Annotated in this window: 27 protein-coding genes; 10 read left to right on the top strand and 17 right to left on the bottom strand. The window is 42.6% G+C overall.

The features are described from left to right. Positions 1-2: 2 nt before the first annotated feature. The gene (locus PHEP_RS00280) at positions 3-2,819 is read left to right on the top strand and encodes a M16 family metallopeptidase (protein WP_012780235.1); all 2,817 of its coding nucleotides are present in this window, start codon (positions 3-5) and stop codon (positions 2,817-2,819) included. Here the strand turns inward: PHEP_RS00280 and PHEP_RS00275 are convergent. The 3 genes from PHEP_RS00275 to PHEP_RS00265 form a co-directional block, all read right to left on the bottom strand. After that, positions 2,816-4,099, bottom strand: a complete 1,284-nt coding sequence (locus tag PHEP_RS00275; RefSeq protein ID WP_012780234.1) for an outer membrane beta-barrel protein — start codon at positions 4,097-4,099, stop codon at positions 2,816-2,818. The genes PHEP_RS00280 and PHEP_RS00275 overlap by 4 nt on opposite strands. After that, positions 4,096-4,683: an RNA polymerase sigma factor gene (locus PHEP_RS00270; protein WP_012780233.1), complete on the bottom strand. Its 588-nt coding sequence runs from the start codon at positions 4,681-4,683 to the stop codon at positions 4,096-4,098. Before PHEP_RS00270 ends, PHEP_RS00275 begins: the two co-directional genes overlap by 4 nt. Before the next feature lie 108 nt (positions 4,684-4,791). After that, positions 4,792-5,499: a DUF4397 domain-containing protein gene (locus PHEP_RS00265; protein ID WP_012780232.1), complete on the bottom strand. Its 708-nt coding sequence runs from the start codon at positions 5,497-5,499 to the stop codon at positions 4,792-4,794. 234 nt (positions 5,500-5,733) lie between these two features. On the opposite strand from PHEP_RS00265, the gene PHEP_RS00260 reads away from it, so the two are divergent. Continuing rightward, positions 5,734-6,198 (top strand): pyrophosphohydrolase domain-containing protein, encoded by a 465-nt coding sequence (locus PHEP_RS00260; protein ID WP_012780231.1) that lies wholly within the window; start codon positions 5,734-5,736, stop codon positions 6,196-6,198. Positions 6,199-6,259: 61 nt separating this feature from the next. On the opposite strand, the gene htpG is transcribed toward PHEP_RS00260, so the two are convergent. Next, on the bottom strand, positions 6,260-8,149 hold the full coding sequence (gene htpG, locus PHEP_RS00255; RefSeq protein ID WP_012780230.1) for a molecular chaperone HtpG: 1,890 nt from the start codon (positions 8,147-8,149) through the stop codon (positions 6,260-6,262). Positions 8,150-8,275: 126 nt separating this feature from the next. Here htpG and PHEP_RS00250 point away from each other — a divergent pair, with 126 nt between their 5' ends. Further along, complete coding sequence (locus tag PHEP_RS00250) at positions 8,276-9,505, top strand: M16 family metallopeptidase (RefSeq protein ID WP_012780229.1); 1,230 nt, start codon at positions 8,276-8,278, stop codon at positions 9,503-9,505. Positions 9,506-9,523: 18 nt separating this feature from the next. Then, complete coding sequence (gene def, locus PHEP_RS00245; RefSeq protein ID WP_012780228.1) at positions 9,524-10,084, top strand: peptide deformylase; 561 nt, start codon at positions 9,524-9,526, stop codon at positions 10,082-10,084. Here the strand turns inward: def and PHEP_RS00240 are convergent. From PHEP_RS00240 to PHEP_RS00230, 3 genes are read right to left on the bottom strand one after another with little or no spacing between them, the layout of a single operon-like run. Further along, complete coding sequence (locus tag PHEP_RS00240; protein WP_012780227.1) at positions 10,081-10,722, bottom strand: peptidase associated/transthyretin-like domain-containing protein; 642 nt, start codon at positions 10,720-10,722, stop codon at positions 10,081-10,083. The genes def and PHEP_RS00240 overlap by 4 nt on opposite strands. 55 nt (positions 10,723-10,777) lie before the next feature. Next, positions 10,778-11,023: a NifU family protein gene (locus tag PHEP_RS00235; RefSeq protein WP_012780226.1), complete on the bottom strand. Its 246-nt coding sequence runs from the start codon at positions 11,021-11,023 to the stop codon at positions 10,778-10,780. A 41-nt stretch (positions 11,024-11,064) separates the two neighbouring features. Beyond that, positions 11,065-12,168, bottom strand: a complete 1,104-nt coding sequence (locus PHEP_RS00230) for an Mrp/NBP35 family ATP-binding protein (RefSeq protein WP_049772195.1) — start codon at positions 12,166-12,168, stop codon at positions 11,065-11,067. 119 nt (positions 12,169-12,287) lie between these two features. Between PHEP_RS00230 and PHEP_RS00225 the strand changes: the two genes are divergently transcribed. From PHEP_RS00225 to PHEP_RS00215, 3 genes are read left to right on the top strand one after another with little or no spacing between them, the layout of a single operon-like run. After that, entirely contained in the window at positions 12,288-14,447 is a 2,160-nt protein-coding gene (locus tag PHEP_RS00225; RefSeq protein ID WP_012780224.1) for a transglycosylase domain-containing protein, read from the top strand. A 13-nt stretch (positions 14,448-14,460) separates the two neighbouring features. After that, a complete protein-coding gene (gene hpt / locus PHEP_RS00220; RefSeq protein WP_012780223.1) occupies positions 14,461-15,000 on the top strand; it encodes a hypoxanthine phosphoribosyltransferase in 540 nt (179 codons plus the stop codon). 42 nt (positions 15,001-15,042) lie between these two features. Continuing rightward, positions 15,043-15,702 carry a phosphatidylserine decarboxylase family protein gene (locus PHEP_RS00215; RefSeq protein WP_012780222.1) on the top strand — a complete coding sequence of 220 codons (660 nt, stop codon included), beginning with the start codon at positions 15,043-15,045 and terminating at the stop codon, positions 15,700-15,702. Positions 15,703-15,755: 53 nt separating this feature from the next. Here PHEP_RS00215 and PHEP_RS00210 read toward each other — a convergent pair whose 3' ends face one another. From PHEP_RS00210 to PHEP_RS00175, 8 genes are all read right to left on the bottom strand, one after another. Further along, on the bottom strand, positions 15,756-16,883 hold the full coding sequence (locus tag PHEP_RS00210) for a mechanosensitive ion channel family protein (RefSeq protein ID WP_012780221.1): 1,128 nt from the start codon (positions 16,881-16,883) through the stop codon (positions 15,756-15,758). Positions 16,884-16,885: 2 nt separating this feature from the next. After that, the gene (locus PHEP_RS00205) at positions 16,886-18,112 is read right to left on the bottom strand and encodes a Glu/Leu/Phe/Val dehydrogenase dimerization domain-containing protein (RefSeq protein ID WP_012780220.1); all 1,227 of its coding nucleotides are present in this window, start codon (positions 18,110-18,112) and stop codon (positions 16,886-16,888) included. Between the two features lie 92 nt (positions 18,113-18,204). Further along, positions 18,205-18,552, bottom strand: coding sequence for a 50S ribosomal protein L19 (gene rplS / locus PHEP_RS00200; RefSeq protein WP_008241658.1), 348 nt, complete (start codon positions 18,550-18,552; stop codon positions 18,205-18,207). A 146-nt stretch (positions 18,553-18,698) separates the two neighbouring features. Further along, on the bottom strand, positions 18,699-18,971 hold the full coding sequence (locus PHEP_RS00195) for a hypothetical protein (RefSeq protein ID WP_012780219.1): 273 nt from the start codon (positions 18,969-18,971) through the stop codon (positions 18,699-18,701). A gap of 20 nt (positions 18,972-18,991) precedes the next feature. Continuing rightward, positions 18,992-19,294, bottom strand: a complete 303-nt coding sequence (locus PHEP_RS00190; protein WP_012780218.1) for a hypothetical protein — start codon at positions 19,292-19,294, stop codon at positions 18,992-18,994. A 234-nt stretch (positions 19,295-19,528) separates the two neighbouring features. After that, entirely contained in the window at positions 19,529-20,206 is a 678-nt protein-coding gene (trmD, locus tag PHEP_RS00185) for a tRNA (guanosine(37)-N1)-methyltransferase TrmD (RefSeq protein ID WP_012780217.1), read from the bottom strand. Positions 20,207-20,221: 15 nt separating this feature from the next. Further along, entirely contained in the window at positions 20,222-20,749 is a 528-nt protein-coding gene (rimM, locus tag PHEP_RS00180; RefSeq protein WP_012780216.1) for a ribosome maturation factor RimM, read from the bottom strand. A 72-nt stretch (positions 20,750-20,821) separates the two neighbouring features. Next, entirely contained in the window at positions 20,822-21,436 is a 615-nt protein-coding gene (locus PHEP_RS00175; protein WP_012780215.1) for a 30S ribosomal protein S16, read from the bottom strand. A gap of 185 nt (positions 21,437-21,621) precedes the next feature. On the opposite strand from PHEP_RS00175, the gene PHEP_RS00170 reads away from it, so the two are divergent. Continuing rightward, positions 21,622-21,945, top strand: coding sequence for a YbjQ family protein (locus PHEP_RS00170; RefSeq protein WP_012780214.1), 324 nt, complete (start codon positions 21,622-21,624; stop codon positions 21,943-21,945). Between the two features lie 30 nt (positions 21,946-21,975). Here PHEP_RS00170 and pfkA read toward each other — a convergent pair whose 3' ends face one another. After that, positions 21,976-22,959, bottom strand: a complete 984-nt coding sequence (pfkA, locus tag PHEP_RS00165) for a 6-phosphofructokinase (RefSeq protein WP_012780213.1) — start codon at positions 22,957-22,959, stop codon at positions 21,976-21,978. Positions 22,960-23,017: 58 nt separating this feature from the next. Beyond that, positions 23,018-23,752 carry a biotin--[acetyl-CoA-carboxylase] ligase gene (locus PHEP_RS00160; protein WP_238326523.1) on the bottom strand — a complete coding sequence of 245 codons (735 nt, stop codon included), beginning with the start codon at positions 23,750-23,752 and terminating at the stop codon, positions 23,018-23,020. 83 nt (positions 23,753-23,835) lie between these two features. Here PHEP_RS00160 and rsfS point away from each other — a divergent pair, with 83 nt between their 5' ends. Beyond that, positions 23,836-24,210, top strand: coding sequence for a ribosome silencing factor (gene rsfS, locus PHEP_RS00155; RefSeq protein WP_012780211.1), 375 nt, complete (start codon positions 23,836-23,838; stop codon positions 24,208-24,210). Positions 24,211-24,236: 26 nt separating this feature from the next. After that, a complete protein-coding gene (gene ftsH / locus PHEP_RS00150; RefSeq protein ID WP_012780210.1) occupies positions 24,237-26,327 on the top strand; it encodes an ATP-dependent zinc metalloprotease FtsH in 2,091 nt (696 codons plus the stop codon). The last annotated feature ends 39 nt before the right edge of the window (positions 26,328-26,366 follow it).

Below are 26,366 nucleotides of genomic sequence, written 5' to 3'. Positions count from 1 at the left end.
GCATGAAGAATCATTTTTTATTTTTTACTGTAATGCTATTGTATGCTGTACCGTTAATGGCACAGCATACAACAAAAACCACCGCTAAGGCCGGATTGTTGCCGGTAGATACGGCAGTTAAAATCGGGAAGCTGCCCAATGGGCTTACTTATTACATTCGTAAAAACAGCGAACCGGCAAAACGGGCTGTCCTGTACCTGGTTACACATGTCGGTTCCTTAATGGAAGATGATGACCAGCTGGGCCTTGCCCACTTTACAGAACATATGGCTTTTAACGGTACAAGGGATTTCCCTAAAAATGAACTGGTCAATTACCTCCAAAAGGCCGGGGTAAAGTTTGGTGCGGATGTAAACGCTTCTACTTCTTTTAATGAAACGATATACAAGCTCCCTTTGCCAACAGATAGTATGGCCGTTTTTAAAAAGAGCTTCAGCATGATGGCCAACTGGGCAGGACTGGTTACTTTTGAAGAGGGGGCAATAAACAGGGAGCGCGGGATCATTTTAGAAGAAGAACGCTCAAGGGGCAAAAATGTGGCAGAACGCATTCAGAAACAGGTAATACCTGCCTTGCTGAACAACTCCAGGTACGCCAGTCGCATGCCAATTGGCAAAGATGAGCTGTTAAAAACCTTTAAACCTGATGTGATCAAAAGGTTTTATAAGGACTGGTACCGGCCCGACCTTCAGGCCGTTATTGCCGTTGGTGATTTTGACCCGAAGCTGGTAGAAAGGCTGATCAGGGAAAATTTCAGCACTTTAAAAAATCCGATGCACAGCAGGAAAAGAATAAACTATTCCATTCCCCCTGATAAAGGCACACAAATAAAAATCATTACAGACCCCGAGCAGACCAGTACCAGGATGCAGATCATTGTACGGCACCAGGGTAAAGCGGTCAGAACCAGTGCCGATTTGATAGAATCATTAAGCCGGAGCCTGCTGAACCGGATGTTGGGTAGCCGTGTTGCTGAACTGAGACAGCAGGCCAATGCTCCCTTGCTGATCGGCTCTATTGGTTATGGCCGCTTTCTGGCTGATATTGATGCCTTTACAATTGCGGTAACCGCCAAGCCGGGACAGTTGGAACAGGCAGCAAAAAAAATACTTGCGGTTAATGAACAGGCCAGGCAATTCGGGTTTACCCAGGCTGAACTGGAAAGTGCAAAGAAATCGCTTTTCAATACCATAGAAAGACAATGGAAAGAACGCGACAAGAACAGTTCTGCCGCTTATGTGACCGAATACCTGAATCACTTTACAAAGGGAGAAGCCATTCCCGGCATCGATTATGAGTATCATTTCCTGAAAAATAACCTCGCTAAGATTAAGCTTGAGCAACTGGATAAACTGATCCGCGCTTTGAACAGCACAGAGAACCGGGTAATTATTATAGAAGCGCCGGAAAAGGACAAAGCCCTGCTTCCTGATCAAAAAAAACTGCTTTCCTGGATCAGTGATTCCGGCAGGAACCTGCAGCCCTACCGGAGCGAGGCCGTTCCATCAAAACTGCTGGACAACCTACCGGAGGGCGGTGTTATAAGTGCGGCAAAAACCAATGTCGGCACCGGGGTTTCCGAACTCATTTTAGGCAATGGTGCCCGGGTAATACTCAAACCGACACGTTTTAAAAATGACCAGATCATCATCAATGGATACAGTTATGGCGGTACATCTATTGCCGCAGATTCTATATATCATTCAGCCGCGCTGGCAGCATTACTGGTAAACCGGAGTGGCCTGGGCAAGCTGACACGGGCACAGCTGAATAAAATGCTGAGCGGCCGTTCGGTAAATCTTTCGGCCTCCATCAGCGACTTTACAGAAGGTCTGAGTGGAAGTGCCTCGCCGGCTGAACTGGAAACAGCACTGCAATTGATATACCTGTATTTTACACAGCCCCGCAAAGATCCTGAGGCCTGGTTGGCCATCATTTCACAACAGGAAGCCAGTATGGCCAACCGAAGTGCAAGTCCTAACCTGGTTTTTCAGGATACCGTTACAGCTGTTTTAAACAGCTATAACCCCAGAAAAACAGCGGGAAACCTGGATGGTACATCGATAGACCAGGCTTATCGTTTCTATCAGGATCGTTTTGCTGATGCCAGTGATTTTACTTTTATACTGGTGGGGGCGATAGATACGGCAAAGGCCATTCCCCTGATCAAAAAATACCTGGGAAACCTGCCGGCCATCCACAGAAAAGAGCACTACAAAGACGCTGGCTTTGGCACGCCCAGGGGCCAGGTAAGCAAAACCGTTTATAAGGGTATCGAAGCAAAAAGCAGGGTGCAGCTGGTATATAGCGGCACTTATACCTACAATGACCTGAACAACATTCAGTTGGAAGCCTTAAAGGAAATGATCAATTACAGGATCCTGAACCGTTTAAGGGCAAAAGAAAGCGGTGTATATACCCCATCTGTAAATGTGGGTTATGGCAATATCCCCGTTCAAAGATACAGCATCACCATCAGCTTTAACTGTGCCCCCGAAAATGTACAGCATTTAATTGAGGCCAGCAAAGAAGAAGTGGAGCGCTTAAAAAGAGAAGGGCCCGAACCGGCAGAAATACAGAAGTTTATGGCAGCGCAACTGCGCATGCGCGAAACGCAGGTGGAAAGCAATACCTGGTGGGTATATTACCTGAGAAACCAGTACATGAACAGGGATAAACCCGAAACAGAACCGTCCTACAATAAGCTTCTTGGTGAAGTAAGCCCTGAAAGTGTCCGCACTGCTGCGCGGCAATATGCCGGTGGCGAAAATCTGGCCGAATTTATCTTAATGCCGGAAAAGAAAGGCCCCCGCCATTAGAAATCAAACTTTAACCTTATACCTGTACCCAGCAGGTATAGGTTTTCTTTTGTAAATTCTTTTACCGGCAGCTTCAGAAAGGGTTCTACAGCAAAAGCACGTTTGTCGGATATTTTTTGCTTATAGCCAAAGGAGATGTTGTAAAAGCCGAGATATTTGTCGTTCCTCACTTCAGCCGATGGAACTGCCTCAGAAACACTTTTCGTGGTATAAACAGCCGAAAACCCCGATTGGTTGCTCAGGTCATTTTCTACCACCCCCTGCAGGTAATTGTTACTTTGTTTCTGGCTTAATACGGCAAAGGCAGAGAGCCCGACATTGGTATAGAATTTTTTATTGAAGTAATATTTGATCTCTATCGGGATATCCAGTCCTACCAGGTTGGCATCAACAGATTGCAGGCTTTTTGTTTCCCTAACCATTGCCGAGGCCGGACCGGGACTGTTAAATGCTCTTTCACCATTATTTGTGAGGTCTTTAGATGCGCCCATTTCACTGTAAGAAATTCCAGAACTGATAGATACTTTATTGGACAATGCATAAGCCATGCTTACACCATAACCCATGTTCAGTTTTTTACCGTTGCCTATAGACGGGGCCACAACAACTCCCATTTCCCATTTATCGCTCTTTTTGGCGACCGATTTTGTTTGGGCAACCTGCGGGTTGGTCTTTACTTCTGCGTTCAGAAACTCCTGAAAACTAAGTGGCTTATTTGTCTTTTCCTGGGTTTTAGCCACAACTCCCGAATCTGCAGCAGTTACAATAACCTCTTTTTTCTCAATAGTCACCGCAACAGGTGCTGTACTTGTTTTAGGCTCCTGAACGGCCGGCTCTTTTACGGGGCTTACAGCGCTAATCGGTGCCACAGGCTGTTGTGTATTCACAATTAAAGGACTGCTGCTGATGTTATTGTTGCTGCGTTGTTTAGTTACCGCCTGGTTATGTGCAACTCCAGTATTCAGTCTTTCGGCTATGCCATGAGCAGCTGCTGTTTCTTTTGCCGGGACCGGCAACACAGCGATAGTATCCTGTACCGGCTTACTGATTTTAGTATACAGGTCCGGGTTTTTATGCAGTGTTTTATGGCTGGTATAAAATAAAGCAAAACCAATCATCAGGGCCACTGCTGCCGCAGCTAAACTTGTTAGCCAAAGCAGACCTTTCCCTTTACGCTCTTTCTTTTCAAAGCGCTCCCATGCACCAGGATTATAGGCCTCCTCGTGTTCCGTCAAACTTTCCCTTATATGGGCAATCAGCCCGTCATCTTCCGGTTTCATGTTTTGCGGATTTGTGTTGTCGGTTCGTATGCATTTAACAAAGAGTTTTTATAAAGTTCTCTCAACTTGTTCTTTGCCCTTGTCAGGTAAACCCTGCAGGAACTTTCCGGGATATTCATCATTTTTGAAATCTCTTCATGCGAAAAGCCTTCAATTTCGTACATATTAAAAACCAGTTTGTGTGTTTCCGGTAATTTATTCAGCATCTTCATCATATCCTGCACATTAAGCTGCGAAACCGCATTCAGCTCGGTAATGGGCTGCTGCAGTTCAGTCATGTCATCAACGTATAGAAATGTTCTTTTGCCCCTCAAAAAATCTATTGCCGTACGGGAAGAAATTTTGGCAATCCAGCCTTTAAAGGCTTTTTGCATCTGGTCATTATACTTAGGTGCGCTAAACTGGGAGATGTTCTTAAATATCTTTATAAAACTGTCATTTACAAGCTCTTCCGCATCATTCCTATCCTCAACATACCGTAAAGTTACGCCCATTAAATATCCATAGAATGATTTATACACCATCTCTTTACTCTTATTGTCGTTCCTTAAGCACCCCGCTATAGCGTCCTCAAACTTGAGCATTCCTTTTTAGGCAATTAGGGGTTTATACGTTTTTCATAGACCTCAGCTGAATTTTAAAAGAGGATGTCCCGTATAAAATTACAGAACATCCTCAAATATAAACAGATATTATTTGTGTGTGTAAATTGCAGCACGCAGTTTTAAGCTATCTATTGCAGCAGCCTGAAACCCTTTGGCGTAAATGGTATAAATTTTCCCTTTTTCTATTTTAACATTCGGCAAACTGGTTTTAAGTGTTGTTCCCTCGTTGACATCAAAGGTTACACTTTCGCCCGGGTCAACAGCAGAAAAGCTGGTATACTCATAAAATGCTTTACCGGTAAACAGGTCTGCATCTTTTCCATGTATCCTAAGGCTCAATGCAGGGGCATCCTTGCTTAAATTGATGAAGCGGATTTTTGCTTTATCTGCAGCAGGAGCACTCAGATCGTCCTCTGTCAAAAGAAATCTTTTGGTATTATCCTTAACGGTATCTACCACAAAAATAGAATAGCCAACCCCTGAAAGCAGGTTAAAGTTCTCGGACATGATTAACCTGTTGGAATTTCTTTTGGTGATGCCCAGCCTTCTGTTTCCGGGAAATAGGTTTAAATAATCAATTTTTCCGTTAAAGTTCAACCCTTTAGCATTGTTTACCCTTGTTTGATCGACGATAAAATCTAAAGTTGTGGTATCCGGATAGGCCATGATAATAGAAAGCCCCGCTACCTGCTGAGGCTCACTCCTGTCTTTTGAACAGGCCACAAAAACTACTGATAAGGTAACCGCAGCTATAAATGTTTTGAATATCGTTTTTAAATTAATTGTTAGTTTCATCTTTTTTGTTTTTAATTGTCAGACAGGGCCCGACAAGAGTCTTTATTAAATTTTACACAACAATAGGTTAATGGCCATTAACTATTTTTCTTCTTAAAACGATGGCCGCATCAAAAACGCTACAGCAGCGTATATTTTTTTTAAGGATGTAGCCTGGGGACCGAAATATTAAGCGGGAATACTTAATTTTGCCCGGAAGTAATTTAATCAGATCACTAACAACTCTATAAAGCTATGCAAGAGCCGAATTCATTAAACCAGGTTGCTGAATTTCATAAAACCTTTAAGCACCCCATAAAAGAAACACCAGGCATTCCTTCCCGGGAAAGGGCCAATTTAAGGGTTTCTTTACTTGCTGAAGAACTCCATGAATTGAAACAGGCGATTGAGGCGAACGACTTTGTAGAAGTTGCCGATGCACTATGTGACCTGCAATATGTGCTGGCTGGTGCCATTCTCGAATTCGGACTGGGTGATAAGTTCAAGTCTCTTTTTGATGAAGTCCACCGTTCCAACATGAGCAAAGCCTGTAAATCGCTTGAAGAAGCGAATGAAACAATAGCGCATTACAGAAAAAACCACCAGTGCGATGCTTATCATAAGGAAGAAGAAGAATTGTTCCTGGTATACAGGTCCAATGACGACAAGACCTTAAAATCCATCAATTATTCGCCTGCTGATCTTAAAAGCATGCTATAAATAAAAAGGCCTGGCAGTAGCCAGGCCTTTTTATCTTCTTCAGAAAAGCATCAGCTATATGCTATATCAATTCTACACTTCTGCTCACAAAGGCTGTCAGTTCCGCTCCGGTAAGCATGCCTTGTGCAAGCAATGCTAAATCTACAGCCTGTTTGGCCAGCAAGCCCTGCTCTTCTTCATTGTCAGCAGCTATAATTTTTCCGATCAGCTTGTGGTTTCCATTAATGGCGACTTTATAGCTATCCGGCATATTGCCATAGAAACCCATTCCACCGCTCATAGCGGCCATATCTTTCATCCGGCGCATAAATTCATCCATGGTTACGGTTACAGGTAGTTCATCAGGATTTAAGCCTACAACCTCAACATGGTATCCCGGCTTATTGATCGCCTTATCAAATATAGCTGCAACTTTTTTAGCTTGTTCTTCTGACAGAACCGATTCCAGGTTATCATCCTTCTCGATCAGTTTACTGGCCACGCTTGAATCTACACGTTTTAAAGATGTTTTTTCCAGCTTCTGCTCCAGGTGCTGTACAAAGTGGTTATCGATTGGGGAATTCATCAGCAATACGTCGTAATCTTTTTTATTGGCCGACTGTATAAAGCTATCCTGTTTTGACGGATCGTTCGCGTAAATGTAAACCAGCTGCCCGTTTTTATCGGTCTGGATGTCTTTCACCTTATCGCGGTACTCTTCCAGGGTATAGTTTTCTTGTTTTGTATTGGTCAGTAAGGCAAAGTCTTTAGCTTTTTCATAAAATTTCTCTTCGCTCACCATTCCGTATTTTACGAACAGGCCAATATCGCCCCATTTTTCTTCATAACCTTTACGGTCTTTATTGAACAGCTCCTGTAACTTATCAGCAACTTTTTTAGTGATGTAGCTGTTGATCTTTTTCACATTGCTGTCGGCCTGTAAAAAGCTTCTGGAAACATTTAAAGGAATATCAGGTGAATCGATCACCCCATGCAGCAACATTAAAAACTCCGGCACAATGTCTTTCACCTCATCGGTAATGAATACCTGACGTGAGAACAATTTGATCTTATTGCGCTGCATATCAAAATCATTCTTCACTTTCGGGAAGTACAATACACCTGTTAAGTTAAAAGGATAATCTACATTCAGGTGGATCCAAAAAAGCGGATCTTCCGAAAAAGGATACAATTGCTTATAAAAGTCAAGGTAATCTTCGTCTGACAAATCTGCAGGTGCCTTGGTCCAGATCGGGTTGGTGGTATTGATGATGTTGTCTGTCTCAACGCTTTTGGTTTTCGGTTTTCCTTCTTCATCCTCCCCATCCGGTTCCTGTATGGTTTTGGTACCAAACTTAATGGGTACAGGCAAAAACTTGCCATATTTATCCAGGATCTCTTCCAGCTTGTGTTTGCTTAAAAACTCTTCCGATTCTGCATTGATGTGTAAAATGATCTCGGTACCTCTGCTGGTCCTGTTACCTGCCGTAATTTCGAACTCAGTACTGCCATCACATACCCAACGGGCAGGTTCGGCACCCTCCTGATAAGAAAGTGTCTGGATCTCTACGAGATCTGCAACCATAAAGGCCGAATAGAAGCCCAAGCCAAATTTACCGATGATCTCGTTGGCATCTTTGGCATCTTTAAACTTCTCTACAAACTCGCTGGCGCCGGAAAATGCCACCTGGTTGATGTATTTTTTAATCTCTTCGGCGGTCATACCCAAGCCATTATCGGTAATGGTAATGGTCTTTTTTTCTTCATCCACCGCAACTTCAACCAGTGGGTTGCCCAGTTCACCGTTGTATTGGCCCAGTGCTGCCAGGCGTTTAATTTTTTGTACCGCATCAACGGCATTGGAAACCAGCTCTCTTAAAAAGATCTCGTTGTCTGAATACAGGAATTTCTTGATGATTGGGAAAATGTTCTCCGTGTGAATGGATATCGTTCCTTTTTCTTCTATGCTCATATGTTAACTCATTTTTAAGTACATCAGCTACATATCAAGGGGCATTCCAAATTGGTTTTGTTGTCAAATTGACAGTACAATAAAATTATAATGCCATGATATATTTCTCCGTACCTTTGCCCCTTAATGAAATACAACGTTCATACTTTACCCAACGGCATCCGTCTGCTCCATGTGCCGGCCGCATCTGCCATATCTCATGCCTGTATTATTGTTAACAGTGGCTCCAGGGATGAACAAGAAAGCAAATCCGGACTGGCCCACTTCATCGAGCACCTGATTTTCAAACGTACGGAGAAGCGCAATACCAACCAGATCCTGAACAGGCTGGAAAGTGTGGGTGCCGATTTGAATGCGTATACCACCAAAGAGTATACCTGTATCCACGCTTCTTTTCTGAATCCCTATTTAGACCGGACGCTGGACCTGTTTAACGATATCGTATTCCACTCTACTTTCCCCGAAGAGGAAATAGAGAAAGAGAAAAGTGTAGTGCTGGATGAGATTGCCTCTTACCTTGACCAGCCAGAAGAGGCCATATACGACGATTTTGAAGACCTTGTATTTGCCGGGCACCCCTTAGGAAGGAACATTCTGGGTACTACCGAAAGCGTGGGCAAGTTGAATAAAAAGGACATTCTGCAATTCATTGCAACCAATTACCATACCGACAAAATAGTGGTTGCCGTATTGGGAAATTATTCTCTAAACAAGGTGGTAAAAATTGGCTCTAAGCATTATTCAGACATTCCTGCCAACCTGCATACCGCAACAAGGATTGCACCGCTCAAAGTAGAGCCTATTACCCAAACATTTCAAAAGCCCATTCAGCAGGCGCATGCCATGCTGGGTGCGCAGGCCTATTCCCTGCAACACCCTTACAAAACAGGTCTTTTATTGTTAAATAACCTGTTAGGAGGCACCGGAATGAGTTCTGTTCTGAATCTTCAGATCAGGGAAAAATACGGCATTGCCTATACCATTGAAACGGGCTACAGCCCTTTAAGTGACACCGGTATTTTTACCCTGTATTTCGGAACAGATAAAGAAAAGGTAAACAAGGCCTGGGCGCTCATTTTTAAAGAGTTTAAAAAGCTTAAAGACAAACCCCTTACTGAAGTACAGCTTCAAAAAGCTAAAAACAAGTTCATCGGACAAATTGCCCTTGGCGAGGAAAACCGGATCGGCCTGATCATATCTATGGCAAAAAGCCTGATCGACTATGATAAAATTGACGATCTGCAAACCGTTTTCAGGAAAATACAGGCGGTTAGCACTACTGATATGGCTAATATTACGCATGAAATATTGGACGAAAGTAATCTTACTTCCCTAACTTTTTATCCTTTAGCGTAATATTCGTATTTTTGCCGCATGAAACTACCCATTATAGCCTACGGTGACCCGGTTTTAAAAAAAGTATGTACACCCATTGAACAAACTTACCCGGATCTGAAACAACTGATCAGCAACATGTTTGAAACCATGTATAACGCGCACGGCGTTGGGTTGGCGGCACCGCAGGTGGGCCTGCCTATACGCCTGTTCATTGTAGATACAGGGGCCGATGAGGGGGATAAGAACAAGTTTAAAAAAGTATTCATCAATGCCGAAATTCTGGAAGAAACAGGTGAGCCATGGGCATTTAATGAAGGTTGCCTGAGTATTCCCGACATCAGGGAAGACGTTATGCGCAAGCCCAATATCCGTATTAAATATTACGATGAGCACTGGGAGCTGCATGAAGAAGAAGTAAGCGGAATGCCGGCAAGGGTAATACAGCATGAATATGACCACATAGAGGGCAAGCTGTTTACAGATACTTTAAGCCTGCTGCGTAAAACAATGCTTAAAAGCAAGCTGGATGCCATTTCTAAAGGAAATGTAAAGGCCGATTATAAGATGCGCTTTCCGAAACAAAGCAAAAAACGCTAGTTGCTCTCACTCCGGGCTTTATCTCCTTTAAAGATGGACTGCATGAGTTTGCCCCAGGCAAAAGGATTTAAAAGTGGGTTGGTCTGAACCATATTCTTATTTAATGCCCGGTCGTGGTTAAGCCGGTTGTTGATGCTCTGGATCTCACCACCATCCCTTGGGAGGGTTTGGATCAATCCGCTAAGACTTTCCTGCGAAAGATTTCTGGCGGCAATGACATAGTCATCATCTGCAATCTTCATCGACATGAAGTCACGGGTAAACTCTTCAACAGTAGCCCAGGGATAAACACGCACGGTAGGCAGGTTTACAATCTCGGCTTTCATTTTGACCATTGCCGTATACTTACTGTCATTGATCTGCGAAGGGATGGCCAACAGCAGGTCCTTGTACCCAATTGCAGTATACAGTAGGGTATCGCCCGGATGGGCTATAAAAGAAAAATACCCTTTATAATTGGCAGCGTAGCGCTGCCCCTTATTGGTTAAATTTGTAACCGTAACGTAAGGGACCACTGTATTGCTATCCACATCGGTAATGATACCTGTAAATTGGATCAATGGCCGCTCCGTCGTATTTTGCTGCGCAAATAACGGAGAAACGAAAAGAAACAATAAAATGGTCAGCGCATACTTCATATTGCAAAAATAGCGGTTAAGATTAAAACGGCTAGTTAAATTGTGTTAAATCATTTTATACCGGTTCGGCAAGGTTAACGGCTTCAACAGCAGTAATTTGTGGAACAGACTTCATGATGGCCTGTTCAATCCCTGCTTTCATGGTCATAAAACTCATTTTGCAGGATCCGCAGTTACCTAATAATTTCAATCTAACTACATTTTCCGGCGTAATCTCTTCTATGGCTACGTCTCCTCCATCAGCTATTAAATAAGGTCTGATGGTTTCCAGTGCCTGCTCTACTTGTTCTGTTAAATTCATTTTGGTAAATTATTAAAATATAAAAATAGTAATTTTTTTCCTCAATTCGTATCAATTTCTACGACAGGGGAAACATTACCTGCACTTTGGGCATTATTTATAGCAATTTGCTGGGCTACTTTACCTGCAATTTCTGCAAAAGACCGGGCCACACTGTTGTGTGTATCCATAGCTACCGGAACGCCGCTATCGCCCCCTTCAGTAATGCTTTGTACAATCGGGATTTCGCCCAGGAAAGGCACACCAAATGATTTTGCGAGTTCTTTTCCGCCATCTTTTCCAAAAATATAATATTTGTTTTCGGGCAGCTCGGCCGGTGTAAAATAAGCCATATTTTCCACTACACCCAATACAGGGATGTTAATGGATGGCATTTTAAACATGGCAAGCCCTTTTCGTGTATCGGCAAGCGCTACCTGCTGGGGTGTGGTCACAATTACAGCCCCGGCAATAGGAAAACTTTGGGTAATCGTAATGTGGATATCGCCCGTCCCCGGTGGCAGGTCTACAATCAGGTAGTCCAGCTCGCCCCAGTCGGCATCATTAAACAGCTGCTTTACCGCATTGGAAGCCATTGGTCCGCGCCAGGGCACAGGCTGGTCAGGATCGGCAAAAAAGCCTAAAGACAATAGTTTTATGCCATATTTTTCGATAGGTATAATCAGCGTTTTACCCTCTGCTGTTTCTCTTGCACCTGGTTTTGCCCCAACCAGGCCAAACATAGTTGGTACCGAAGGCCCATAAATATCCGCGTCTATCAGCCCTACTTTTGCCCCATCGGCCCCCAGTGCAATGGCCAGATTACTGGCTACAGTTGATTTTCCTACCCCCCCTTTGCCTGAAGAGACCAGGATAATATTCCGGATGGCCTTAAGCTGCGTGGTATCCATAGGTCTGGTTACCCTCGAGGTAATGTTGATCTCTATTTCTGCCTCTCTGCTCACAAAATGCTTAATGGCATTTAAACAGGCATTTTTAAGCATATCCTTCATCGGACAGGCCGGAGTGGTCAGTTCTAAGGTAAAACTTATGTGTTTGTCTTCTATTTTTAAGTCCTTGATCATGTTTAGGGTCACCAGGTCTTTCTTCAGATCTGGGTCTTCAACATTCCTTAAAGCGGCTAGAACTTGTTCTTGGCTAATCATCATTAGTCAAATTTAACAAAAGACCGCCACAATTAATTTTAAATGCCCCTTTTTATTGTAATTTTAACACGAAATAAACATTTGAGTTTAACGTTTAGCAATAATATCTGTTTTATAGCATGCATCTTCCAAAAATTAACATCCCTAAAAAGTACATTAAGATTGGCGCGTGGGTACTAGGGGGTTTTCTGCTCGTCCTGGTTATTGGAGGCATTATTGCCTATAACAAAAGAGAAGCGTTATTGGAAAAAATGATGGCAAAAGCCATTGCAAAAGCAGATAAGGATTATGGACTCGATATAAAAATCGGAGAATATGGCTTTAACGGCCTCAATACCGTTCAGATGAAAGGTATTTCTGTGGTACCCAAAGACCGCGATACCTTGACGACTATTAACGATATGACCATTGGGGTAAAGCTTTTTCCTCTGATTTTTGGAGATGTAAAGCTTTCGGAGATCAATTTAAACAGCGGGAAAGTCAACATTGTGTTCAGGGACTCCCTGAGCAACCTTGATTTCTTCCTGAAACGCAAAAAGAAAGACAGCACAGAAAATAAATCAAAAATTGGCCTTGGCGATCTTGCACATAACCTTTTAAACCAGGTTTTGTACAAAATTCCGGATAACATGGAGGTCAAAGACTTTTTGCTGAACGTAAATGACAACGACACAGCAAAATTAACTTTCCTGACCACAACAGCCACGATAGATGATGGCGACCTGAACTCGACCATTCTAGTAAATGGGAATGAAGCAACCTGGCACATCAAGGGAACGGTAAAACCGGGCAAAAAACAACTGGACGTTATGCTTTTTGCCGACAATAAAAAAGTTGAGCTGCCCTATCTGGAGCGAAAACTGCAGGCCAGGTTCAGCTTTGATACGGTAAGGACAGAAATGAAAAATGCCGATTACAGCGGGGATAATTTTAAGATCTCAGGCTCCTGGTCGGTAAAAAACCTGCTCATCAACCATCCTAAGATCGCTTCGAACGATATCATCGTTCCGGATGCAAAAATTGATGCAGATATGCTGATCGGAAAAAACTTTGTGGCCCTTGACAGCTCATCCACTATATTTCTGAAAAACGCCGCTATTCATCCTTACTTAAAATACACCCTTTCACCCCACAAAATTTATGAACTTCAGCTGCATGCTCCTGACCAGGATGCCCAGGAAGTATTGAGCGCCTTTCCTAAAGGACTCTTTGAATCGCTTGAGGGGATGCAGGTAAGCGGAAAAGTACGGTACGACCTGAATTTTTACCTGGATAGCGCTTTGCCCGACAGCGTGCAATTCAATTCCTCGTTAACACCAATGAACTTTAAGATCCTGAAATGGGGCAAAACAAACCTGCAAAAGATCAACAGTGACTTTATTTATACCCCCTATGAACGGGGCAAACCCATGCGCGACATTATGATCGGGCCTTCCAATCCCAACTTTACGCCCCTTTCTGATGTTTCAAGCAATTTTAAAAATGCGATCTTAACTTCTGAAGACCCTTCTTTTTTTACACATAAGGGCTTTGTTCAGGAATCCATCCGCAAGTCGTTTGCCGTAAACTTTAAAGAAAAGAAGTTTGTACGCGGCGGCAGCACCATTTCTATGCAGCTGGTTAAAAATGTTTTCCTCAGCCGTCAGAAAACGCTCGCAAGAAAGGCTGAAGAGATCCTTATTGTCTGGCTGATAGAAAACAACCACCTGGTCAGCAAGAATCGTATGCTTGAGGTTTATTTCAACATTATCGAAATGGGGCAGAACATTTATGGCATAGGAGAAGCTACACGATACTATTTTGGCAAAAGACCGTCTGACCTGAACATAGGAGAAGGCATTTTTCTGGCCAATATTGTCCCCCGCCCTAAAATTGCCCTCTTTAAGTTCCGGGGTGATGGCGGATTGAAAGACTACCTGTATCCCTATTTCAAATACATTGGTAACATTATGGCCAGAAGGGGACTTACCCCTGCCGATACCAGCGGATATGGCTTCTACAATGTACGCCTTCGTGAAGGTTTGCGGCAATATCTGCTGCCCGACTCTGCTAAAATTGACACCAATGCTTTCGATAACGACGACCCGCTGCCTGCTGTTGAAACACAGGACGCTTCAAAGAACTTATTTGACCGCTTATTTGGGCGCAATAAAAAAGATACTACAACCACCCAGCCGGCAAAGCTAGATACAGCGCAAAAAACAAAAAAAGAATTAAGGCAGGAGCGCCGCGAACAACGCCGGAAAGAAAAGGAGAAGGAGAAAACAGGACAGCTTTAATGAAACCCATACCATGAATAAAATTCAAATCGCCGGTAAAGAATTTGAGCTCCTTTTGGACAACGACAACATCAGCAAACGTATCCGTTTAATCGGCATACAGTTAAATGTTGATTACGAAAACCGCAGCCCGGTATTTATCGGCGTACTCAATGGCAGCTTCCTCTTTATGGCCGACCTGCTGAGAGAATTTGACGGGCCCTGCGAAGCCGGCTTTATCCGGGTCTCTTCTTATGAGGGTACAGAAAGCAGTGGAACTATGAAACAGGCCTTTGGTTTACCTGAGGACCTGCACAATCGTGACGTCATCATTGTGGAAGATATTGTAGATACCGGTTTTACACTGTGCCATATTTTAAATGAGGTACACAAACAAGCGCCCGCTTCAGTTAGGGTATGCGCTTTATTGTTTAAACCCGCAGCATTAAAAACAGAAATTGCCGAACTGGAATACGTAGGTTTTGAAATTGCCAATGAATTTGTAGTAGGATATGGCCTGGATTATATTGGCCTTGGCCGAAACCTTAAAGACATTTACAGGGCAAAAATGTAATTTTTTTTTCCCAATTTTGCGCAAACATATTATACCATATCAATGACCATACATAAAGAGGGTTACACCACCATAGCACTATCTGTTCTTTTCATATTTGTACTCAACGCATTCATCGATTACAGATTTGCAGATATGACCTGGTTAAAGTGGCTGATCTACATTTTATCTTTTTTATTGTTTATCACGGTCCTACAATTCTTTAGGAACCCATCCCGGTCATTTACAAGTGGCGGGAACCTTGTGATCTGTCCGGCAGACGGAAAAGTAGTGGTGATAGAAGAAACGCTGGAAGGAGAATATTTTAAAGATAAAAGACTACAGGTCTCGATATTTATGTCGCCTGTAAATGTACACATCAACAGAAACCCCATTTCCGGTGTAGTTAAATTCTTTAAATATCATCCCGGCAAATACCTGGCCGCCTGGAACCCTAAATCATCTACAGAAAATGAAAGGACCACGGTTGTAGTAGAACACCAAAATGGCACCCCGGTCCTGTTCAGACAAATTGCAGGGGCCCTTGCCAGACGAATTGTATGGTACATTAAGGAAGGCGATACCGTAACCCAGAATAAAGAATTCGGATTTATTAAATTTGGCTCTAGGGTGGACATTTTCCTGCCGTTGGGCACGAAGGTTAACCTCGAGCTCAATCAGGTCGTAAAAGGCGGGATTACAGTGCTGGCTGAGCTGGCATAAGGGATGAACCTATACACTATAAAAAAGACCCGGTAATGCCGGGTCTTTTTTATTTAACTGTTTTGCTGCGGAAAGCTGTCACTGATAGAGCGCTGGGTCGGATAGGCAAACCCAGACCTGAATTCTTTTACAATCTCCATTAGTTTAAAATTGATCTCTTCTTTTACTTTTACATATTTACTGTGCTCCATATTGATCACCAGGTAAACAACCTGGATATGCAAGGCAGAATCGCCAAAATTATCAAATGTGGCATATCCGTCCTTAGTATCAGGATGGGCCTCAAGAAAAGCAGCAATGGCAGACAGGATCTTTTTAATATCCTCAGGCGCCGTCTCATAGACTATTCCTATAAAAAAATTAACCCTTCTGTAATTTCTTAACGTCACATTTTCAAGCACACCATCTATCATTGCCCGGTTTGGAATAACAATAGTTGTTTTATCCGGACTGATCAGCCAGGTACTCCTGAAGCCCACTTTCTCAATTGTACCTTCAATACCATCCACCTTTACCACATCGCCAACCGTGAAGGGCTTGTCCAAAAATATCGTAAATGAACCGATCAGGTTTTCCAGACTTTCTTTTGCAGCCAGTGCAATCGCAATACCCCCTATACCCAATCCCGTGATCAGTGTAAGCACATTGATTTCAAAAACAAAGCCCAGTAACACAAAAAAACCAAGAAAACAGATCAAGGTTTTGGTCAGTTCTTTTAAAAAAGGGACCAACTGATCATCGGCCCGGTTATTCATTATGCTTGCCTTGTGTTTTAATACAAAAGCGATGAAATCAATGATCCTCAGGATGATCCAGAAAATGGACAGAATAATCAGGAAAAGAAAGATCTTATCCAGGCAATCCCCTATCGTAACCCCAATCTTAGTTTTCGACCTGTGCCAGAGCACAAGGTTAAGGGGGTGGGTTAAATTGTTGATCGCCAGATAAATGGTGCAAAAAGTAATGAAAGACTCTATAGGCTTTACCAGCAGCGCAACAAAGGTTTCTCCCCTGACCTCTTCCGCAAATTTGCTGAACACCTTAAAAAGGGCCAGACTAAACAACCTGGACACCAATCTTTTAAACAGCAATCCAAGTAAAATAATAACTACAAAAACGCAATATTGCTTAACGGTGTTTCCCCAAAAAACCTGTTCAAAAAATTGATAGTCCATCATCATAATTATACTAATTGTTTAAGCGCAATCTCAAATGCCGTTTTAGAGAGTTCCTTCTTTTCCCGAGATTCCTCATGAACCGCTTTCAGTGCCTTATAAATCACCTGTGACGCGTCCGTAAATATCGCATCGTCACTCATTTCTACATTTCTCTGCATCAGGTAAGCAAAAACCCTGGCCATACCACAATTTGATATAAAATCCGGTATCACTGCAACGTGCTTATCTGCATGCTCCATAATGCTCCCAAAGAAAATCTCTTTATCCGCAAAAGGAACATTTGCACCACAGGCAATCACTTCGAGCCCCCCATGTATCAACTGATCCACTTCGTTTTGCTGAACAAGTCTGGAAGCTGCAGCGGGAACAAATATCTCGGCGCCAATATCCCAGATCTCTTTACTGGCCAGTTCAAAAGGAATCAGGTCGGGCGATACCAGCGTATTTCCTGTTCTGTTGTTAAACAGGCTAATGACCTCTTCCTGTGTAAAGCCATCCTTACAGATCAATCCACCAACACGGTCAATGATCCCAACAATTTTCACACCATTTTGTGTCAGGTAATACCCTGCTGCTGCCGCTACATTTCCCCAGCCCTGGATAACCGCTCTTTTTCCTGACAACTTCCCACCCCAGATGCTGTAAAAATGGCCGATAGATGCCGCCACACCATAACCGGTGATCATATCAGCAACCTTGTACTTTCTTTTAATGTCTGGCGTATAATTTAAATCCTCCAGCACTTTGGAGACCCCGTAGCGCAGCTGCCCGATCTGGTGGATCCTTTCATTTTCCCTTGCCTGATAATGCCCATTGATTACGCCTTCCTGAGGGTGCCATAACCCGTAGTTTTCAGTAATAGGGATCACCTCATGGATCTCATCAATATTTAAATCGCCGCCCGTACCGTAATAATTTTTTAGCAGGGGCATTACCGCTTTATACCAGCGCTCCAGAACCTCCTTTTTTCTCGGGTCTGCAGGATCGAAATTGATGCCCGACTTTGCCCCGCCTATCGGTGGGCCGGATACGGTAAATTTTACTTCCATTGTTTTTGCCAGAGATTCAACCTCTCTTTTGTCCAGGCCTTTGCGCATCCTGGTCCCTCCACCTGCTGCTCCTCCGCGAAGCGAATTGATCACCACCCACCCTTCAGCTTCAGAATCCTTATCCTTCCACTCAAAAACGATCTCCGGCCGCTTCTCTTCGAATTTTTTTAACAGTTCTTTCATTATTTATAATAAGTTAGTTGGCGCAAAGATATACAAACAAAAAAACCTCCCCGATATGATCGGGGAGGTTCGTATATTTTTTTGAAAGAATGTTATACCCTTTTAGATTTTATACGTGCTGCTTTACCAGTTAATTCGCGCAGATAAAATAGTTTCGCCCTGCGAACTTTACCATGGCTGTTCACCTCGATTTTGGCAATGTTTGGAGAGTTAATAGGGAATATCCGCTCTACACCAACACCGTTAGACATTTTACGAACAGTAAACGTTTCGTTTGCGCCTACGCTGTTACGTTGTAATACTACGCCCTGGTAAATTTGAATACGTTCTTTATTACCTTCGCGAATTTTATAGTGAACACTCACTGTATCTCCTGATTTGAATGCAGGAAACTCATTTTTTGCGATTACCTGCTCTTCAACAAATTTTACTAAATCCATGATTTTAAGCTATTAAGCCGATTTTTTGTTGTTTAAAATCGGACTGCAATATTAGGAATATTATTTCAAAAATAAAAACGTTTTTTATTTTTTTCCACATTCTTTAATATTTCCACAAAACCAGAGTGGCTGATCTGAGCTGCCAATCATTTTTTTCCTTTCCTTTTATAGATTAGTGACTGCAGGTCCTCTCCCTTAATTTTAAAATTTTCCAGCCCGCCCCGGTTCATCTTAAAAAGAATCTCCAGCTTTCTGATCATACAATAGGGAATATCTGCTTCAGAATCAATCCGGATGTTCCGGTAGTTATGAAAGGTATTTAACGATATTTCCAGTTCCTGGGGAATGATCTTTCTTGCAGCCGAATATTCTACCACATTCAGGCCATATAAATACTCATTGATTTTATACTTGTACATTTTAATAAAATTAATTTGCTTTAATTCCTCTTCGTAAACCTGCTGGTGAGCAACTCTTTTCCCATAAGCACTTTTAAAGGTTTGCACTGCACCTCTTTATTGATCAGCTCACCTGTCCTCATTTCAAATAATTTTTCAAACATGATCACTTTTTCATATGGAATGTCCTGTTTGTCATCAAATAAAATATTCCGGTAATTATGAAAGGTATTTAATGAAACACCTAAAATCTTAGGAATAATTTTTACGGCCTCCCGGTACTGTGGCACTGGCAACCGCAACAAACAATCATTGATCTTGTATTTTCTTGCTTTGTCGCTCATAAAGGTATATTTAGCTTGTTTTTAATTATATTTTTATGATTTTTTATCAAAAAAAACCGATACAATCATAATTTTTTTAGCGTAAATCTACTTAAAAAATAATCACAACCCAACAAAAAATATTTTTATTTAAAAAGAAAATAACCAAACAGTGGTCCCGTATGTAAGCTGGATCCGCTTAAATACGGGACTTACTCCTTTCAAAAGATGAATAAGGGGTACTTAAATAGAAAATTAATCCTCCAGCAGATCCGGCCTGCGCAATTGCGTGCGTATTAAGGCCTGTTCATGTCGCCATTCATTGATCTTCGCCTCATGGCCGCTCAATAAAATATCCGGAACCTTATGCCCCCGCCAGTCGGCCGGTCTGGTATAAACTGGCGCATCCAGCAATTCGCCCTGAAAACTATCGGACAGGGCCGAAGTTTCGTCATTCAGTACACCTGGTATCAGGCGTACAATTGCATCCACCAATACTGCGGCGGGCAATTCTCCTCCCGAAAGCACATAGTCCCCGATCGATATTTCCCGGGTTACAAAAAGATCGCGGATCCGCTGGTCGATCCCTTTATAGTGCCCGCATAAAATCATAATATTTTTTTTCCCCGACAGCTCATTGGCGATAGTTTGGTTGAATGTTTCCCCATCCGGGCTCATAAAAATAACCTCGTCGTAATCCCTTTCAGCCTTCAGCGCTTCAATGCAGCAGGCAAAAGGCGTTATAGACATCACCATGCCACTGCCTCCCCCATAAGGATAATCGTCAACGCTTTTCTGCTTATTACTGGCATAATCCCTCAGGTTATGCAGCACAATTTCTGCAAGACCTTTCTTTTGTGCCCGCTGTAAAATAGAATGGGCAAAAGGACTGCTCAGCAGATCGGGCAAGACGGATATAATGTCGAAACGCATGGTATAAAGTTAAAATTAATTTGACAGATAAATATCAAGCAGGCCCTCCGGTAAATCTACCAGTAATGTTTCCTCCTCCTCATCTATTTCAACAATCATGTCCTCATTTAAAGGAAACATGATCTCTGTTCCTTTATATAAAACCGTTGCCACAAATTGCTGGGGGTATTCGTTTACTTCAATAATCTCACCCAGTTCGCCCTTGTTTTCATCTGAGACCATAAAGCCTTTAAGGTCATTATAATGAAAGTCCTCGTCCGAACGGTCCGGCATTTTAGTCAGGGGCAGGTATATCTTTTTTTTCACCAGGGGCTGTGCCTTGTCTATATGATCAATGTCGTCAAAATAGAAATTCCCCGTATTGTTGTTCTGTAGTTTATAAGAAGAGACAAAAAAAGGAACCATTTTGCCATTGATAGCTGCAAAAACCACATCCAGATCAAGCAAGCCTGGCTCATCATATTCAAAAAATAACTGAACCTCTCCTTTTAGCCCCTTTGTTTTGGTAATATACCCTATATAAAATGTTTCTTCCTGTGTCATAAATACCTATGAATAAAAATAGCGAAGAATCATGAAATGAATCCTTCGCTATCCTGCAGCATAACAAAAATATTATGCTTCTTCTTCTTTGCTTTCTTCAGCAGCAGGAGCTTCCTCAGCAGCAGCTTCGGCCACAGGGGCTTCTTCTACAGCAGGACTTTCTTCTACAGCTACTTCTTCAGTTGCAGCTTCAGCTACAGGAGCCTCTTCTACTACTTCTTCTTCTACAGGTGCATTTTTAATTGCAAGTGCAGCAGCACGGTCAGCATTTTTCTTAGCCTCAGCAGCTAAAGCAGCTTTTTTAACTTCATCTTTAGATTTAGTTAAGCTGTCTTTTTTGCCTTCAATTTTTTCACCTTTTGCGCCTAACCATTCAGCAAATTTAGCTTCTGCCTGTTCTGCGGTTAAAGCACCTTTTTTAACACCGCCCTCTAAATGTTTTTTATACAAAACACCTTTGTAAGAAAGGATAGCGCGACAAGTATCCGTAGGTTCAGCACCTTTGTTTACCCAGTCTAAAGTTTTATCAAAATTAAGGTCAATGGTAGCAGGATTGGTATTTGGGTTATAAGAACCTAAACGCTCAATAAATTTACCATCTCTTGGTGAACGGGAATCCGCTACCACTACGTGGAAAAAAGGTTTTCCTTTTTTACCGAATCTTTGCAATCTGATTTTAGTTGCCATTTCGTCTTTTAATTTATGTATTCAACATAGTTCCCGGAGCTTTATGCTTGCGGGGCTGCAAAAGTAAGTAAAATACTAATGATTAACAAGATGCACTGTTTTAAAATTCCACATTATATTGCAAAAACCCATTATTCCCTGTAACATCCGGGTTGTATGGCAGTCAAACAATTAAAAAATAATTTATGCTAATCACAACCACCAACTCTATAGAAGGCAAAAAAGTAGTTAAATACATCGGCCTTGTAAGCGGCGAGACCATTATTGGCGCCAACATTTTTAAAGATATTTTTGCTGGCATCCGTGATATTGTTGGCGGCAGGTCAGGCTCTTACGAACAGGTTCTCCGCGAAGGTAAAAATACCGCTGTAAACGAGATGCAGCAATATGCAGCGGCAATGGGTGCCAATGCAATTATCGGGGTCGATCTGGACTATGAAACCGTTGGCAGCGGCGGCAGCATGCTCATGGTTGCTGCAACAGGTACTGCTGTGATTATAGAAGAATAAGAAATGGCCAGTTAACTGGCCATTTCTTATTTATAAAGATAAAATTTCTACTAGTTTTAACCAGGCCGGACTAACCTGCTGTGCATCAATATGTTTTATGGCATGATCAAATGGGGTAAAAATGAGCTCCCGGTTTACCTGTCCAACCATTACGCCCGACTGTCCGGCCAAAACCCCCTCAACGGCGGCCACGCCAAACCTGCTTGCCAGAACCCGGTCCATACAGCTTGGTTTCCCACCACGCTGTATATGTCCCAGTACCGAGACTCTGATGTCGTAGTTCGGGAATTTTTGTTTGAGTGCTTCTCCAACATTAAAAGCCCCGCCAACTTCATCACCTTCAGCAACGATCACAATTTTTGAGGCCTTGTCTTTACGCCCGTTCTCCAGGCGCTGGATCAGGCCTTCCACACCCATGTTCGCTTCCGGGATAAGGATCGCTTCAGCGCCCACTCCTATACCGCTTCTCAAAGCAATCAGTCCCGAATCCCGGCCCATCACCTCTACAATGAACAGCCTGTCATGCGATTCAGCAGTATCCCTTATTTTGTCAACCGCATTTACGACTGTATTAATGGCCGTATCATATCCAATCGTAAAATCTGTTCCCTGTAAATCATTATCTATGGTACCCGGAAGGCCCACTATCGGAAAATCAAACTCATTCGTAAATAAATTTGCCCCGGTAAAAGTCCCGTCACCACCAATCACGATCAGGGCATCTATATGGTGTTTTTTTAATTGCTGGTATCCCATTTCACGACCTTCCGCGGTCTTGAACGTTTCACTACGGGCAGTTTTTAAAATAGTTCCGCCCCGTTGAATGATATTCGCTACCGATTTTCTGTTCATTTCGATAAAATCGCCATGAACCAAGCCTTCATAACCCCTTAAAATACCTGTAACTTCCAAATCATAGTAAATTGCCGCTCTAACAACTGCCCTAATGGCAGCATTCATTCCCGGGGCGTCACCGCCGGAAGTTAATACTCCTATATTTTTAATCTTGTTCATTTAGTTTTCAGCCGGTTTTAAACAGTATTCTACAAGGCCGTGAAATTAGCTATAATCTTTAAATGTTATTTAAAAATTCTACTTCTTTAAAATTAAACTGCTTTTCAGTCCCCTCCGATAAGATTACCAGCTGTCCGTTCCCGGTTACGTCTGTTATCGTCCCCTCAAACTGTTCGTCATTATGGCGGTAAAACGCCGGTTGATTGAATTTATACAGGCCATTAATGTAATTGTATTGCAACATCTTAAAATTCCCTGCTTTTAATTTAAGGTATTCTGCTTCGATGTTTTCGCAAATAATTGCCAATACTTCCATTAAATTAACATCCCGCTGTAAAATTTTAGCTAAAGACGTCGCTCTGTTTAACAGCACAGGATCAAAATTTACCTGGTTCACGTTAACCCCTATGCCTACAATGCTGGCCTTATATTGAGATCCGGAAATGATGTTTTCTATCAAAATCCCTGCAACTTTCTGATCGTTATCATACAGGTCGTTAGGCCATTTTATTTTCAGGGAATCGCCCAGAAAGCCTGCCAGCGCCTCTTTAACCCCAAGGCTGACTGCCATATTCAACAGAAATTGGCTGTAAACAGGCAAGAAAAGCGGACACAGGTAAATGCTGAAAGTAAGGCTTGCCCCAGGTTCTGCATACCAGGTGTTTTCCTGCTGCCCCCTCCCCGCAAATTGATTATCTGCCATAATAACAGTTCCTTCGGGTAATGGCTCGGAATTTGACGCCTTAGCTTTTAAAAAGTTATTGGTAGAATCAACCTCAGATAATCTGATCAAATTTTGACCAACAAATAATGTTGAAAAAGTGTTATTTTGCAAGTGTTGATTGTATATTTGTTTATCAAAATTAAAACATTTTAATGGTAAAAAAGAAAATTGGAAACCTTTCTACATACCTCTCAGAGATCGCTGTACACGGCATCCAGGAAAAAAAAGGAAACGACATCGTAAGATTGGACTTAAGAGCGCTCAATAGTTCTGTTTCTGATTACTTTATCATCTGCAATGCAGATTCCGCAACACAAGTTAAAGCAATTGCCGATAGTGTAGAGGAAGAAATCTATAAAAAAACTCAAACTAATCCATGGAGAAAAGAAGGACTGGAACATGCCGACTGGATCATTCTTGATTATTTTGATATCGTAGTTCACATATTTAAAACTGAAAAGCGCGAATTTTATGGAATTGAAGACCTTTGGGGCGATGCCCAGTCTACTTCCTATCAAAGTGCTTAATCATTCACCCCATTTTTGATTTTACAATGAAAGAGAACCCAAATACAAAACCCAAATTGATAAAGAGAATTCCAAATATTCCCAAGAAACCTCAAAAAGGTTCAAAGTTTAACATATTTTGGGTTTATGCTGCTATTATTTTAGGCCTTATTTTATTACAGTTCCTGTTTAGTGCCGACGCGACCAAAACAGTCTCTTACCGTACCTTTGAAACCCAGATGCTCTTACCTGGTGATGTAGAGAAACTGATCGCCTACAAACATGAAGATGTGGTTAAAGTAGAAGTTTTTATTAAAAAGGACAGGCTAAAAGAAGCAAAATATAAACAGTATATCAGCAGAAACAACTTTGGTGCCAGCGACGGCCCTACCGTCTACTTTAATGCAGGCTCAATGGACAGGCTGGACACTGATCTGAAGGAGTCCCAAAAGAACATTCCTGAAGATCAGCAGATCCTTGCCGAAAAACAGACCAGACAAAGTACCTTTAACTCCTGGTTCTTTACCATTATCCTCCCTGTATTATTGTTCATCGCCTTCTGGATCTTTATCATGCGCCGCATGGGCGGTGGTGCCGGTGGTGGGGGCGGTCAGATCTTTAATATCGGAAAATCCAAGGCGACCCTCTTTGATAAAGAAAGCCAGGTAAATGTTACTTTTAATGATGTAGCCGGCCTTGAAGAAGCCAAACAGGAAGTAATGGAAATCGTAGATTTCCTTAAAAACCCCAAAAAATACACCAATCTTGGCGGTAAAATCCCTAAAGGGGCGCTGTTGGTAGGCTCACCGGGTACCGGTAAGACCTTACTGGCCAAAGCTGTAGCCGGAGAAGCCCAGGTGCCTTTCTTCTCCCTTTCAGGGTCAGACTTTGTAGAAATGTTTGTCGGTGTAGGCGCTTCCCGTGTACGCGACCTGTTTAAACAGGCGAAAGATAAAGCCCCTTGTATCATCTTTATTGATGAGGTAGATGCCATTGGCCGTGCCCGTGGTAAAAACAGTATGATGGGCGGAAACGATGAACGTGAAAATACGCTTAACCAGTTGCTGGTTGAAATGGATGGCTTTGGTACAGATTCGGGAATCATTATCCTTGCCGCTACCAATCGTCCTGACGTACTGGACTCAGCCTTACTGAGACCCGGACGTTTTGACAGGCAGATCTCTATCGATAAGCCAGATTTGGTGGGCCGTGAACAGATCTTTAAAGTTCACCTGAAACCCATCAAAACCGATGAAATTGTAGATGCCAAAAAGCTTTCTGCACAAACCCCTGGTTTTGCAGGAGCTGAAATTGCCAATGTGTGTAATGAGGCCGCATTAATTGCCGCCCGACGCAATAAGGAGTTTGTAGATATGCAGGACTTTCAGGACGCGATAGACCGTGTTATTGGTGGTTTAGAAAAGAAAAACAAAATCATCTCTCCTGAAGAAAAACGCATCGTTGCTTACCACGAAGCTGGTCATGCCATTGCGGGCTGGTTCCTTGAACATGCCGATCCTCTGGTAAAAGTATCTATCGTTCCCCGTGGGGTAGCAGCTTTAGGCTATGCGCAATACCTGCCTAAAGAACAGTTCCTGTATACTACAGAGCAGTTAACCGATGGCATGTGTATGACCATGGGTGGCCGCGTCGCAGAAGACATTGTTTTCGGAAAAATCTCTACCGGTGCACAGAACGATCTGGAACGCATTACTAAATTGGCTTACGCCATGGTTACCATTTATGGTATGAACAGCACTATTGGAAATGTTTCTTTCCACGATCCTCAGAATGAATACAACTTCAATAAACCTTATTCTGAAAAAACATCGGAAATGATCGACAATGAAGTACGTATCCTGATCTCGGAAGTTTATACCAGAACAAAGTCCTTGTTAACAGATAAAAGGGAAGGTCTTGAAAAACTGGCCCAAAAGCTGATAGAGAAAGAGATCCTTTTCCAGGCAGATTTAGAAGAGATCCTGGGCAAACGCCCTTTCGACAACCGCACCACTTATGATGAGTTTGTAAATGGCACAGGTGACCAGAAACCGGCAGCCGAAGGATTGCTGCACGATGGCGTTAGCCAGCCCGCAGATCCTGCAACGCCTATAACCCCGGCTAAAACAGAGTCTTAATAACAATTTTATGGAGCTGCCGTTTCTTTATAGAACGGC

The organism is Pedobacter heparinus DSM 2366 (assembly GCF_000023825.1).
Lineage (GTDB): Bacteria > Bacteroidota > Bacteroidia > Sphingobacteriales > Sphingobacteriaceae > Pedobacter > Pedobacter heparinus.
Note: the sequence above shows the minus strand (reverse complement) of the source record. Positions and strands in the feature narration are given on the sequence as shown.

Bases quoted from the DNA above. Each gene is read 5' to 3' on its own strand.
- PHEP_RS00280 (WP_012780235.1), top strand. From the start codon at position 3: ATGAAGAATCATTTTTTATTTTTTACTGTAATGCTATTGTATGCTGTA.
- PHEP_RS00275 (WP_012780234.1), bottom strand. From the start codon at position 4,099: ATGAAACCGGAAGATGACGGGCTGATTGCCCATATAAGGGAAAGTTTG.
- PHEP_RS00270 (WP_012780233.1), bottom strand. From the start codon at position 4,683: ATGCTCAAGTTTGAGGACGCTATAGCGGGGTGCTTAAGGAACGACAAT.
- PHEP_RS00265 (WP_012780232.1), bottom strand. From the start codon at position 5,499: ATGAAACTAACAATTAATTTAAAAACGATATTCAAAACATTTATAGCT.
- PHEP_RS00260 (WP_012780231.1), top strand. From the start codon at position 5,734: ATGCAAGAGCCGAATTCATTAAACCAGGTTGCTGAATTTCATAAAACC.
- htpG (WP_012780230.1), bottom strand. From the start codon at position 8,149: ATGAGCATAGAAGAAAAAGGAACGATATCCATTCACACGGAGAACATT.
- PHEP_RS00250 (WP_012780229.1), top strand. From the start codon at position 8,276: ATGAAATACAACGTTCATACTTTACCCAACGGCATCCGTCTGCTCCAT.
- def (WP_012780228.1), top strand. From the start codon at position 9,524: ATGAAACTACCCATTATAGCCTACGGTGACCCGGTTTTAAAAAAAGTA.
- PHEP_RS00240 (WP_012780227.1), bottom strand. From the start codon at position 10,722: ATGAAGTATGCGCTGACCATTTTATTGTTTCTTTTCGTTTCTCCGTTA.
- PHEP_RS00235 (WP_012780226.1), bottom strand. From the start codon at position 11,023: ATGAATTTAACAGAACAAGTAGAGCAGGCACTGGAAACCATCAGACCT.
- PHEP_RS00230 (WP_049772195.1), bottom strand. From the start codon at position 12,168: ATGATTAGCCAAGAACAAGTTCTAGCCGCTTTAAGGAATGTTGAAGAC.
- PHEP_RS00225 (WP_012780224.1), top strand. From the start codon at position 12,288: ATGCATCTTCCAAAAATTAACATCCCTAAAAAGTACATTAAGATTGGC.
- hpt (WP_012780223.1), top strand. From the start codon at position 14,461: ATGAATAAAATTCAAATCGCCGGTAAAGAATTTGAGCTCCTTTTGGAC.
- PHEP_RS00215 (WP_012780222.1), top strand. From the start codon at position 15,043: ATGACCATACATAAAGAGGGTTACACCACCATAGCACTATCTGTTCTT.
- PHEP_RS00210 (WP_012780221.1), bottom strand. From the start codon at position 16,883: ATGATGATGGACTATCAATTTTTTGAACAGGTTTTTTGGGGAAACACC.
- PHEP_RS00205 (WP_012780220.1), bottom strand. From the start codon at position 18,112: ATGAAAGAACTGTTAAAAAAATTCGAAGAGAAGCGGCCGGAGATCGTT.
- rplS (WP_008241658.1), bottom strand. From the start codon at position 18,552: ATGGATTTAGTAAAATTTGTTGAAGAGCAGGTAATCGCAAAAAATGAG.
- PHEP_RS00195 (WP_012780219.1), bottom strand. From the start codon at position 18,971: ATGTACAAGTATAAAATCAATGAGTATTTATATGGCCTGAATGTGGTA.
- PHEP_RS00190 (WP_012780218.1), bottom strand. From the start codon at position 19,294: ATGAGCGACAAAGCAAGAAAATACAAGATCAATGATTGTTTGTTGCGG.
- trmD (WP_012780217.1), bottom strand. From the start codon at position 20,206: ATGCGTTTCGACATTATATCCGTCTTGCCCGATCTGCTGAGCAGTCCT.
- rimM (WP_012780216.1), bottom strand. From the start codon at position 20,749: ATGACACAGGAAGAAACATTTTATATAGGGTATATTACCAAAACAAAG.
- PHEP_RS00175 (WP_012780215.1), bottom strand. From the start codon at position 21,436: ATGGCAACTAAAATCAGATTGCAAAGATTCGGTAAAAAAGGAAAACCT.
- PHEP_RS00170 (WP_012780214.1), top strand. From the start codon at position 21,622: ATGCTAATCACAACCACCAACTCTATAGAAGGCAAAAAAGTAGTTAAA.
- pfkA (WP_012780213.1), bottom strand. From the start codon at position 22,959: ATGAACAAGATTAAAAATATAGGAGTATTAACTTCCGGCGGTGACGCC.
- rsfS (WP_012780211.1), top strand. From the start codon at position 23,836: ATGGTAAAAAAGAAAATTGGAAACCTTTCTACATACCTCTCAGAGATC.
- ftsH (WP_012780210.1), top strand. From the start codon at position 24,237: ATGAAAGAGAACCCAAATACAAAACCCAAATTGATAAAGAGAATTCCA.